8 protein-coding genes are annotated in these 12,261 nt (G+C 33.5%); all 8 read right to left on the reverse strand.

Features of this window, described 5'->3' with window-relative positions; genetic code table 11:
• Positions 1 to 16: 16 nt before the first annotated feature.
• Positions 17 to 4,117: a hybrid sensor histidine kinase/response regulator transcription factor gene (locus tag QMA06_RS00050; protein ID WP_290204839.1), complete on the reverse strand. Its 4,101-nt coding sequence runs from the start codon at positions 4,115 to 4,117 to the stop codon at positions 17 to 19.
• Between the two features lie 78 nt (positions 4,118 to 4,195).
• Positions 4,196 to 5,527 (reverse strand): cytochrome P450, encoded by a 1,332-nt coding sequence (locus QMA06_RS00055; RefSeq protein ID WP_290204840.1) that lies wholly within the window; start codon positions 5,525 to 5,527, stop codon positions 4,196 to 4,198.
• An 80-nt stretch (positions 5,528 to 5,607) separates the two neighbouring features.
• Positions 5,608 to 6,630, reverse strand: coding sequence for a Holliday junction branch migration DNA helicase RuvB (gene ruvB / locus QMA06_RS00060; protein WP_290204841.1), 1,023 nt, complete (start codon positions 6,628 to 6,630; stop codon positions 5,608 to 5,610).
• A gap of 211 nt (positions 6,631 to 6,841) precedes the next feature.
• Positions 6,842 to 8,638, reverse strand: coding sequence for a cytochrome c oxidase subunit I (locus tag QMA06_RS00065; RefSeq protein WP_290204842.1), 1,797 nt, complete (start codon positions 8,636 to 8,638; stop codon positions 6,842 to 6,844).
• Between the two features lie 32 nt (positions 8,639 to 8,670).
• Complete coding sequence (locus QMA06_RS00070) at positions 8,671 to 9,732, reverse strand: cytochrome c oxidase subunit II (RefSeq protein ID WP_290204843.1); 1,062 nt, start codon at positions 9,730 to 9,732, stop codon at positions 8,671 to 8,673.
• Between the two features lie 24 nt (positions 9,733 to 9,756).
• Positions 9,757 to 11,136 carry a quinol:cytochrome C oxidoreductase gene (locus QMA06_RS00075; protein WP_290204844.1) on the reverse strand — a complete coding sequence of 460 codons (1,380 nt, stop codon included), beginning with the start codon at positions 11,134 to 11,136 and terminating at the stop codon, positions 9,757 to 9,759.
• Between the two features lie 22 nt (positions 11,137 to 11,158).
• A complete protein-coding gene (locus QMA06_RS00080; protein WP_290204845.1) occupies positions 11,159 to 11,719 on the reverse strand; it encodes a c-type cytochrome in 561 nt (186 codons plus the stop codon).
• A 1-nt stretch (position 11,720) separates the two neighbouring features.
• A complete protein-coding gene (locus tag QMA06_RS00085; RefSeq protein ID WP_290204846.1) occupies positions 11,721 to 12,260 on the reverse strand; it encodes a DUF3341 domain-containing protein in 540 nt (179 codons plus the stop codon).
• Between the last annotated feature and the right edge of the window lies 1 nt (position 12,261).

A 12,261-nucleotide genomic window follows, 5' to 3' on the forward strand; every position in this document is an offset into this window, starting at 1 on the left:
ATATGCTTATTTTCAATTATTTATGTGTTTCGCTTGGCGTTTGCCCGAATTCTTCCTTATAGGCGCGACTAAACCAAGAAGGATCATTAAATCCGACGTCATAGGCAATTTCTGAAATTGATTTTTCAGTAGTTTGAATTAAATCTTTAGCTTTTTCCAATCGTACGGAACGAATAAAAACAGCAGTAGATTTTCCCGTTATGGCTTTTAATTTTCTATAAATTTGTGACTCACTCATCTTCATTTTCTGAGCAACATGTCTAGATCCTAAATTTGAATCTTCGATATTTTCTTGAATTATAGTGATTATGGTTTGAAGAAATTTCAATTCAGGCTTATTGCCTTTTGAATCTAATATTTGAGAGATTTTATCCTTTGAAAACGATTGCATCATACGTTGTCTTAACAATACCAATTGGTCTAATCTGGTTAACAACTCGGTCTTCAAAAATGGTTTTGTGAGATAAGCATCTGCACCATGTTGAAGCCCTTTAATCCGGTCATTTTCTGAAGTTTTCGCCGTAAGTAAAATTACAGGAATATGATCGGTACGTACATCAGTTTTCAGAATTTCACAAACTTGAAAGCCATCTTTTTCTGGCATCATAACATCACAAATAATAATATCTGGTATTGTATCGAAGGCTTTATCTAAACCTAAACTGCCATTATTCGCAAATAGACATTGGTACTTCTGCTCTAAACATAGTTTTAAATAATAGGAAACATCTTTATTGTCTTCAATAATTAGCGCTTTTGGCAAATTGTTGTCCTTATCATACAGTTGTAATGACCATTCTTTTTCATCGTTGATATTATCAACCATATCACTAGAGCTTGTAATTATGTTTGTTACTAGAGAAGAATTTCTAGTTACAGGAAGAATCACAGTAAATTCAGTACCTTTATTTTCGGTACTTTTTACACTAATTTCGCCATGCATAAGTTCAACCAATATTTTGGTTAAAGCGAGTCCAATACCTACCCCTTTTCCTGCTTTGGAAAATGAATTTTCTACTTGATAAAACCGATCGAAAATTTTCGACAACGCTTTTTCAGGAATACCTATTCCATGATCTTTTACTTTAACGATAAGGATTTCTTGGTCATTTAAAACACCTTTGTTAACATGAAAAAAAATCTTTTTATAATCAGGAGAAAATTTAATGGCATTAGACAACAAATTAGAAACGATGATTTGCAACTTTCCGTCATCAAAATCCATAATGAGATTATCGGTCTCAAAATATGAAATCATATCAATATTGGAATTTTTTGCTAAAGATTGAAAACTCTCGCTAACATATCTTAAAAAAGGAATAACATCTGTTTGAATAAGATTAAGTTCCATAGTGCCACTTTCGGCTTTACTTATTCCCAAAAGTTGGTTAACGAGTAAGAGCAAATCTTTGCCATTGCGTTCTATAATATCAACGGCTTCGGTTGTTTCGTCATGGTTTTGCAATTTCGGATTTTTTTTAATGGTGTCTGCCAAACCTAGAATTATTGTTAAAGGTGTTCTAAATTCGTGTGTGATGTTAGTGTATAAATTATTCTTTAATACACTGAGTTCTTTTAGTTTTTGATGTTCGGCAATGGCGAGTTGTTTTGAGAGTTTAAAATTGTAAAACCAATATAATAAGCCACCTAAAACTACAATATATAATCCATAAGCCCACCAAGTGCCCCACAGTGGAGGTAAAATTATCAAGCTCATTTCTAAAGGTGGTTGATTCCATATTTTTCCTCTTGAAAAGCCATTGACTTGTAGTTGATATTCTCCTGATGGTAAATTTAAAAACTGAATTTCATTATCTTTGAGGGTAATCCAATCTTGATTCTCTGGAAGTAAACGATAAGCAAATTCTACATTTTTATTTAATCTATAATCTATTGAAGAAATGTCTAAATAAAACGGAAATTGATGGTGTTTAAACTCTAAAATGTTAGAATTTGCAATAGATTTCGTTAATAATTTATCTACAGTACCATTAGGTTGTACGGCATAATCTTTTACTCTTAATTCTGAAAAATAGATTCGTTTAGGTCGATCAATATTTTTAATGTCAATAGGGTTAAAAAAGGTCACGCCTTCTACACCACCTAAATAAATAACACCTTTATTATCCCTGAATTTCGCATGAATATCAAATTCGTTACTTTGAATACCATCTTCTGTTTTGTATTGCGTGAATTTTCTATTATTTGTATTAAAATTAACCAATCCATCATTAGTACCTAACCATAAATTTCCTTCATAATCATCTTGTACGCTATACACCGCTGCATTGGTAAATTGATTTTGTTCCTTCCATGAGGTAAACTTATTATTACCTAAAAAAAGATTTAAACCATGGCGTGTGCCCACCCAAATACTATCGTTTTTATCTATTAAAATATCATATACTGCGTTATGGGATAGACTTTTCTTGCTATGCTTTTCTTTATGGTAGTTTTTATAAATTGGATCTGTATAACCATCTCCTTTAAAATCTATATGGGTTAAACCTCCTTGCGTACCAATCCAAGCATTATTTTTTTTATCTATCCTTACACACGTAGTTACATTGTTCTGAATTGAATTTTTATCTGCAGGGTTATGTACATACCTAATCACGTTGACGGTTCCATTCTCTTGCATTTCTAGTCTAAAAACACCATAGCCATAAGTGGCACCCCAAATATTATAGTTTTTATCTAATGTAATGCCCTTTAAAAAGTCACCATTAATAGAATTGGTATCATTAGGGTTATATCTAAATATTTTAAAATTGGGTTGTTCGGGATTAAAGGTTTTTAAATCTAGCATCCGTAAGCCTCTTGTGGTAGCAAACCATAGTCTTTTATTTTTATCATCTTTAACTATGTCTCTCACCGTTCCAAAAATGTTGATTGAATCATTTAATACATTTTCAAAATAGTAAGGAGTACCATTTCTAATTAGATTTAAACCACCATCAGAGGTTCCGATCCATAAATCCTCTTTGTCTTTTAATATTGAAAAAATCACATTATCATTAAGTAGATGACTGCCACGTTTGTCTTTAGAAATATTTTGGAAAAATGGAGGTTTAAAGTTTATCAGATTCAGATTATTCGCTGTACCTACAAGTATGTGATCATTATCCGTTTTAAGCAGTGCTGTAACTGTACTATTGCTTAAGCCATCCTCATTACTAATCGATTTTTCTATCTCATGAATAATTTTCATGGTTTTCAAATCCAGTAGAAAAAGACCATTTCCTGTACCTACCCATACTGATAATTCATCTTTTTTTAAAAAGGAAGTTACAAACTTTACCGAAACGTGTGTTGTTACTTTAAATTCGAATAATTCAAGATTTTTATTCTGATAATTATAAATATATAAACCAAAATCACCACCAATTAATAGATAATCGCTCGTATTATAAAATGCACGTACCCGACTGTTTATTTTAAATATAGGTTCAATATTTTCACTAATATTCTGTGACATATTAATATTATAAACATTGCCATTAAAATCACCAACCCATAGTTTTCCGGTTTCAGAATAGAACAATGCACTTAATGGTTGTGTAGGTAAATAGTTATTTTGCCGAAAAGTGTTGTTCTCTAAATCAGTAATTTTATGTAAACCCGACAATCTCGATGCTACCCAAATATTACCATCGTTATCTAAAGTTAAATCAGATATAACCTCATTTTCGTCATTAGCAAATTTCAACTTCAATTTATAAAAGCGCTCTAAATTTGGGTTATAATACGAAAGACCACTGCCAATGGTGCCAACCCATATATTTCCTTTTTTATCTTCGAGTATATTATTGATTAGGTTGCCAGAAATGGTTAAAGCGTCTGATTCACGATGTCTGAAATGTTTAAACTCATTTCCATCAAACCTATTTAATCCATCTTGAGTCGCTATCCAAACAAACCCTGATTTATCAAGTAACAGGTCGTTAACTGTTACTTGAGACAAGCCGTCTTCTAAAGAATAATGTCTAATTCTATGGGATTCTAAGTAGGTTTGTGCAAATGAGAAAGATGACGATTGAATAATTAAAATGGTAAAAAATACCATCGCAAAATGCCATGGATTTCTATAGTTAGAAAAGCTATAACTAATAACCACCTTTGTATCAATTGATTAACAAAAATTAAAGTTAGTGAATTTTTAGTTCGTAGGCTTTAATAAACGCATCTAAATCATTTACCGTTTTTCAAATCGAAGCAAAGCATTTTTAGGTTTTAAGGATATTAATGGTGTTATTTCTATAGCCTCAAAATTAGGATGCATTTTATAGTTAGAAACCAATTCTGAAATCGCAATAATCATTTCAAACATCGCAAAATTATTTCCAATACATTTTCTTGGACCTGCACCAAATGGAAAATATTGCGATGAAAATTTCCGGCCGCCTTCATTAAACCGTTCTGGTATAAAACGGTTGGGTTGATCCCATAGTTTTGGGTGTCGATGGATTTCGTAAACCGAAAATAAAAGATTGGAACCGGCTTCGAAGTCCATGTCGTTAAACGTATCTGGATCTTTATTTACCCGGTCTATAAAATAAACAGGTGGATACAGTCGCATGGCTTCCTCAATCACCTGTTGGCAGATTTTGGATTTAGTGACCAAATCCATTAAATTTTCCGATTCTTGTTTTAATTCTGCACGTTCTTTAAAAATTTTTTCTTGCCATTCTGGATGCAATGCCAACAATTGTGTTGTAAAGGTTAAGGCATTCGAGGTCGTTTCGTGGCCAGCTGTAAACAGAATCAGAATTTCGTCAATAAGCTGCTCTTCTTCCATGGCATTGCCATCGTCATATTTGGCATCTAACAGCATATCTAATAAATCGTGTTCTTTAATAGCTGAAGCTCTTCGTTCGTTGACGATTCGTTTTAAGATTTGTCGCGCTTCTTGTGTGAGATCAATATACTTTTGAATTTCGCCACTAATATTAAACCACCAACCCAAATACGGTTGGCGCAACTCTTTAACCAACATTTTCTGAGCAGCCTCAGTAATATATTGAAGCCTATTAATATCATCTTGGTCAGCGGCACTACTGAACAACGATTTAACCACTGTTTGAAAAGCTAAATCATTAAGAATAGGAAATACATCAATAACCTCATTTGGTGTTATTTTTTGGTATTCCGAAAGAATCGCATTTTTAATACTTCCCAAAAGATTTTCTAATTGTTTTTTATGAAAAGCTGGTTGAATGAGTTTCCGTTGTTTTTTCCAATGCTCACCTTCAGAAGTCAACAAACCTTTGCCTACATACTTTACTAAATCTTCGGTTTGAATTTTTGATTTGGTATAATTTCGTTGATTTTTTTGAAGTACATATTCTGCAAACGCCGCATCTCGAACAAAAATCACACTATTTCTTAATCCTATTTTTAATCTAAAAACGTCTCCTTGTTCCTCAAAATTTTGATGATGAAAGGGCAGCGGATTTTTTAAAATTTCTAAGGAATGCTTAATAAATCGGTTAAGTGGGACTGTAGGTATGTTTCTTTTTGAGTTCAAAGCTTCAGGTTTTAATAGTCTTTAACAGCGTTTTTAATTCCTTCATATTGCGATATCGAAAATTGAAGTTACCGTAATATTTAGAATAACCCTCCTTGCGTAGGGCCTTTCATTTTGCCTAAATGTTTATACGCTTGTTCTGTAACTTCCCTACCTCTAGGTGTTCGCATGATAAAACCTTGCTGAATAAGAAAGGGTTCATAAACTTCTTCTATGGTTTCAGTACTTTCACTTACAGCTGTGGCAATAGTGCTGATACCAACTGGTCCACCTTTAAATTTGTCAATAATTGTAATTAGGATTTTATTGTCCATTTCATCTAGTCCATAAGCATCTACATTAAGTGCTTTTAGCGCAAATTTAGCAATTTCAATATCTATTTTTCCATTCCCTTTTATTTGCGCAAAATCTCTTACCCGCCTTAATAATGCATTAGCAATACGAGGTGTGCCTCTACTTCTTCCGGCGATTTCAATGGCAGCTTCCATAGAAATAGGCATATTTAATATCGAAGCACTACGTTGCACAATTGAAGTTAACAATTCTGTTTTATAATATTGTAATCGGCTACTAATGCCAAAACGAGCACGCATTGGCGCTGTAAGTAAGCCAGATCTTGTGGTTGCACCAACTAGGGTAAAAGGATTTAAATTGATTTGAACGGTTCTGGCATTGGGACCAGATTCAATCATAATATCAATCTTATAGTCTTCCATAGCAGAATATAAATACTCTTCTACAATTGGACTTAAACGATGGATTTCATCTATAAATAAAACATCTCTATCTTCAAGATTAGTTAATAGACCTGCTAAGTCACCTGGCTTATCTAAAACAGGTCCTGAAGTCACTTTAATACCAACATCTAATTCATTAGCCAATATATGTGCTAAAGTTGTTTTTCCTAATCCTGGAGGGCCGTGAAATAAAGTATGGTCTAAAGCTTCCTCTCTAAGATTTGCCGCTTGTACAAAAACCAATAAATTTTCTAATACTTGATCTTGACCTGTAAAGTCTTCAAAGGTTAAGGGTCTTAATTTCTTTTCGACATCTTGTTCTTCTGGCGTGAAGTTATCGTTGTATGGATTTAAGTTTTCATTCATATTTAGTTCCTACGAAAGTGGGAATCTTTTTTATTTTCCGTAAAACCGGATCTTTATATTATCGTTAAAAACCTGTAAAGTTTAAGTAACGTCACAGGCTTGGCGCATAGAATTTACCTTAAAGCAAATATAACGAAAAAGACCTTTGGAAATTATAGGCTTTCCAAAGGTCTTTTTAAACTAATATTAGATACTCGCTTATGCGAATGATTTAATGCTGTAATTCTTCCTCGCCTTCTTTCATCGGTATATTCTGCGGCACAAAATCTTCTTCATAACCTGGCTTACTATAATCGTAAGACCAACGGTAAACGTGAGGTATGGCACCAGGCCAGTTACCATGAATATGCTTAACAGGTGCTGTCCATTCTAATGTAGTAGATTTCCATGGATTTTGTTCAGATTTCTTACCAAAGAACATACTTGCAAAGAAGTTATATAAATAGATAATTTGTGCTATACCTCCTATGATTGCAAAAATGGTAATTACCACATTGGCATTTGCTAAATCATCAAATAAAGGAAAATTAGAATTGGTATAATAACGTCTTGGTAAACCTGCCATTCCTATAAAGTGCATTGGGAAAAATACACCGTACGCACAGATGGCCGTAATCCAAAAATGTAAATATCCTAAGTTCTTGTTCATCATTCTACCATACATTCTTGGATACCAATGATAAATACCCGCAAACATACCATATAGTGCAGAAATTCCCATTACTAAATGGAAGTGTGCAATTACAAAATAAGTATCGTGAACGTTAATATCTAATGCGCTATCACCCAATATAATTCCTGTTAACCCACCTGTAATAAAAGTAGAAACAAAACCAATAGAGAAGAGCATAGCCGGATTCATTTGCAAGTTCCCTTTCCATAAGGTTGTAATCCAGTTAAAAGCTTTTACAGCCGACGGTATAGCAATCAATAGGGTTGTAAATGTAAATACAGATCCTAAAAACGGATTCATACCCGAAATGAACATATGGTGTCCCCAAACAATAGTAGACAAGAATCCAATAGCTAATACAGATGCGATCATAGCACGATATCCAAATATTGGTTTACGTGAGCTACTAGCCATAATTTCAGACACTAATCCCATGGCAGGTAAAATAACTATGTATACTTCAGGGTGTCCTAAGAACCAAAATAAATGCTCAAATAAAACTGGTGATCCTCCTTGGTAATGTAATACTTCACCTTGAATAAATATATCTGATAAAAAGAATGACGTTCCAAAACTTCTATCCATAATTAACAACAATGCCGCAGATAATAATACAGGAAATGATACTACCCCCAAGATAGCTGTAACAAAGAACGTCCAAATAGTTAATGGCAATCTTGTCATTGACATTCCTTTAGTACGTAAATTAATTATAGTTACAATATAGTTTAATGAACCTAATAATGACGATGCTATGAATATAGCCATTGAGATTAGCCATAACGTCATACCTAATCCAGAACCACCTGATGCCATTGGCAATGCAGATAATGGAGGGTAGATAGTCCAACCTGCAGCTGCCGGTCCGGCTTCAACAAATAATGAACAAATCATTATAACACAAGACACAAAGAATAACCAATAAGACACCATATTTAAAAATCCAGATGCCATATCTCGCGCTCCAATTTGCAACGGAATCAAGAGGTTACTAAATGTACCACTAAGACCAGCCGTTAGTACAAAGAATACCATGATAGTACCATGTATGGTAACTAATGCTAAATAAATATCAGCATCCATGACGCCACCTGGCGCCCATTTTCCTAACAATGCCTCAAACAATACGTTTGGCTCTTCGGGCCAAGCAATTTGCATACGAAACATAATAGACATTAAAACACCAATAACTCCCATTATTGTTCCTGTAACTAGATATTGCTTAGCGATCATTTTGTGATCTTGGCTAAAAATATACTTTGTTACAAATGTTTCTTTATGATGATGTACGTCGTGGTCGTCGTCGTGACCGTGTGTATCTATAGTTGCTGACATAATCTCTTTTATCTTTTCTTAAAAAAATTCTTTTAGTTTAATGAATTAGGGAAGGTTGTTTGCTCTTTCATCCATGCATCATACTCTTCTTGAGTTTCTACAATAATTTTCATCTGCATATTATAATGTGATGTACCACAAATTTTATTACATAATAACAAGTAATCGAATTCATAGACTAACTCTTGCCCAGCTTCTTCTATCTCAGCTTTTCTTTCTTTTCTGAGCGCATTAATGTTCTGAACTTTTTCGATTATATCTGGATTCTCACGCATTTCTGCAGTGGTTACGGTAGGTGTAAAAGCAAATTGTGTTACCATACCTGGAACCGTATTCATTTGAGCTCTAAAGTGAGGCATAAAGGCAGAGTGCAATACATCTTGAGAACGCATTTTGAATACCACTGGCTGTCCTACAGGAAGATGTAGTTCTTTCACGATTACGTCATCTTTAGCGTTGGGGTCGTCCTCATCAATTCCTAATACATTGGCACGATCTATATCAATCAATCTTACATTGGCTTTACCTAACACATTGTCATTACCACTATAGCGTGCCGTCCAATTAAATTGCTGAGCGTATAATTCTATAACCATAGGGTCTTCATCTTCATCGATATTCATAATATCATTCCACGTGAATAAACCATATATAATTAAACCTGCTAATACAATTACAGGAATAATCGTCCAGATAAATTCTAAGGTATTGTTGTCAGCATAGAATAATGCTTTTTTACCTTTTTCTCCTCTGTACTTATAAGCAAAATAATGCAATATAAACTGCGTTAATGTTTGCACAATAAAAATAATGACCATGGATATAATCATTAAATTATCTAATTCATCACCGTGTTCTGATGCCGAATTAGACATCAACGGTAAATCACCTAAATACCAAAAACTAAGAATTGTTATTACATAGATAAAAATTAAAAATCCTATCATTAAATAACCATTAATTTTGTTATCATGGTCGTCTGCAACTTGGGAATTATTTGTTGTGCCAACTTGAGCCAAATCAAATATCTTTACCATTTGCCATATGGCAATAGCTGCAAAGAGTACAATTATAATCGTTAATAAAGCCGTCATTATCGTTTCTTTTCTTATTTAAAATTAATAATGGAAATTTTTACTTTCCTTAATAAATGGATTTCCTTTTGGTAATAATGGATATTTGCCAAGTGCAGTAAATACGATGAACAAAAATATGCCACCAAATAATAATATCGATCCTATTTCAGGAATTCCGATAAACCATCTATCTCCTACTGTTGCAGGCATAATCATATTGAATATGTCAATATAGTGACCGCATAAAATTACTATACCAGCCATCATTACAAACCAATTAATACGTTTGTAATCGCTATTCATTAATAACAATAGCGGGAAAATAAAATTCATTACTATCATACCAAAGAATGGTAAGTTATAATCTTCAATACGCGTCACGAAATATGTAACTTCTTCCGGTATATTAGAATACCATATTAACATAAATTGAGAGAACCATAAGTAGGTCCAGAAAATACTAAAACCGAACATAAATTTAGCTAAATCATGTATATGGCTATCATTAACATATTCTAGTAACCCTTTAGACTTTAAATATATTGCGATCATAGCAATTGTGGTAACACCACATACAAGCATACCCGCTAATAGATACCATCCAAACAATGTACTAAACCAATGTGGATCTACACTCATAATCCAATCCCAAGACATCATAGATTCTGTATAGATAAAGAATACTAAGAACGCTGCAGAAATTCTAAAGTTCTTTTTAAAATTTCTATTATCGTTAATATCTGCATTATCTTGTGCAATTGAAAATTTTCGCGAGAAATATCGATAAGCAGACCACCCCGCCAAAAATATTAAACCTCTAATAAAAAAACCGGTTTTATTTAACCATCCAGATTTTCCAGCTACTAAGGCATCATAATTATCACTACCCTCTGTAGTCATGCCATCAGTTAACCAGATAAATAAATGACTATCTGCAATAAATGCAATTAATAACACTAGTATACCACCAGGCAATACATAGGAAGTTATACCTTCCATTACTCTAAAAAGTACTGGTGACCAACCTGATTGAGATGCGTACTGAACCGCGTAAAAAGCTAAAACTCCTAAAGCTATCATGAAGAAAAAGAAAGCAGCAATATATAATGCAGAATAAGGTCTGTTATGTATTTGATGTAATACATGCTCCTCGTGACTCATGCCATGTCCTTCTTCTGCATGTTCTGCACCATGTGCTTCTTCCCCAATATTGTCACTAACATGTGATTCTTCATGAACCTCTTCTGCATGTTCTTCATTTGCATGAGTATCATGATGAGATTCATTTGCTAGTAGCTCTTTAACGTCCTCAACCGTTTCATATTGATGGGAATCAATAAAGCCATATCCCACTCCTAATAGTCCTAAAACTATTAAAACTATAGCACCTATTCTTAATCGATTTGAAATTTTATATTCCATTTATATAATCTTTATCTAAATCTTATTTTTCTAAATCTGCCTTCAGTTTCTCAACGTAAGCAACTACTTGCCAACGCTCTTCTTCATTCAATTGGTTTGCATAAGAACCCATAGTGTTTTTACCATAATAAATTACATGATAAATACTACCCGTTGTGATTGCTCTACCAACATCTGAATAACTAGGAACACCTAAAATCTTTTCGCGTTGCACTAATTTACCTTTACCGTCTCCTTTAGATCCATGGCAAATACCACAATAAATGGCATATAATGGTCCACCTTTAGCATAATCAACTTGTGTGGAATCTAAAGGACTAGATAAATTAGCTTTAGCATATGCAAAGCCTTCGTTTGTATTTTCAATCTCAAATGGCATAAAATCACCTCTTGGAATAGACCCTTCAGCAGGTAACTGGGCTTCCACACCATTTCCAAATGCGTCAGATTCTTGATATGTTTCATAACCAACAGACTCATACATATTAGGCATGTACTGATAGTTACGGCTCGAAGTTTTTTGGCAAGACACAAAGCTTACCAAAAGTACTGTTATTACAATATATTTTGCGGCTGTCTTCATATTAATGTGCATCTTCTTCTTTATCTACAATATTTATTTCAGCAGCTCCAGTTCCCTTTAAAAGCGATAATAATGCATCTTCATTGTGGTGAATAGCAATCTCCATTAAGAAATGGTCATCTGTTGTTCTTGGATCTGGATTTTCTGCTTTTTTAAATGGCCACATTCTACTTCTCAAATAAAACGTAATAACCATTAAGTGAGCTGCAAAGAATACCGTAAGTTCAAACATAATAGGAACGAATGCTGGCATATTTTCTATATAACTGAAACTTGGTTTACCCCCAATATCTTGTGGCCAATCTTCAATCATTATAAAATTCATCATGGTAATTGCTACTGTTAAACCAACACAACCATATAAAAATGCTGTAATTGCTAAACGTGTAGGTGCTAATCCCATTGCTTTGTCTAGTCCATGAACTGGAAAAGGAGTATATATTTCTTCAATATGATGTCTCTCTGCCTTCACCTTTTTAACGGCCGACATTAAGATATCATCATCTGTATAAATAGCATGAATTACTTTCGAAGTTTCCATA

This window comes from Winogradskyella bathintestinalis, assembly GCF_030407435.1.
Taxonomy (GTDB): domain Bacteria; phylum Bacteroidota; class Bacteroidia; order Flavobacteriales; family Flavobacteriaceae; genus Winogradskyella; species Winogradskyella bathintestinalis.

Excerpts from the sequence above, each read along its gene's own strand:
- QMA06_RS00075 (WP_290204844.1), bottom strand. The coding sequence starts at position 11,136 with ATGGAATATAAAATTTCAAATCGATTAAGAATAGGTGCTATAGTTTTA.
- QMA06_RS00065 (WP_290204842.1), bottom strand. The coding sequence starts at position 8,638 with ATGTCAGCAACTATAGATACACACGGTCACGACGACGACCACGACGTA.
- QMA06_RS00085 (WP_290204846.1), bottom strand. The coding sequence starts at position 12,260 with ATGGAAACTTCGAAAGTAATTCATGCTATTTATACAGATGATGATATC.
- ruvB (WP_290204841.1), bottom strand. The coding sequence starts at position 6,630 with ATGAATGAAAACTTAAATCCATACAACGATAACTTCACGCCAGAAGAA.
- QMA06_RS00070 (WP_290204843.1), bottom strand. The coding sequence starts at position 9,732 with ATGACGGCTTTATTAACGATTATAATTGTACTCTTTGCAGCTATTGCC.
- QMA06_RS00080 (WP_290204845.1), bottom strand. The coding sequence starts at position 11,719 with ATGAAGACAGCCGCAAAATATATTGTAATAACAGTACTTTTGGTAAGC.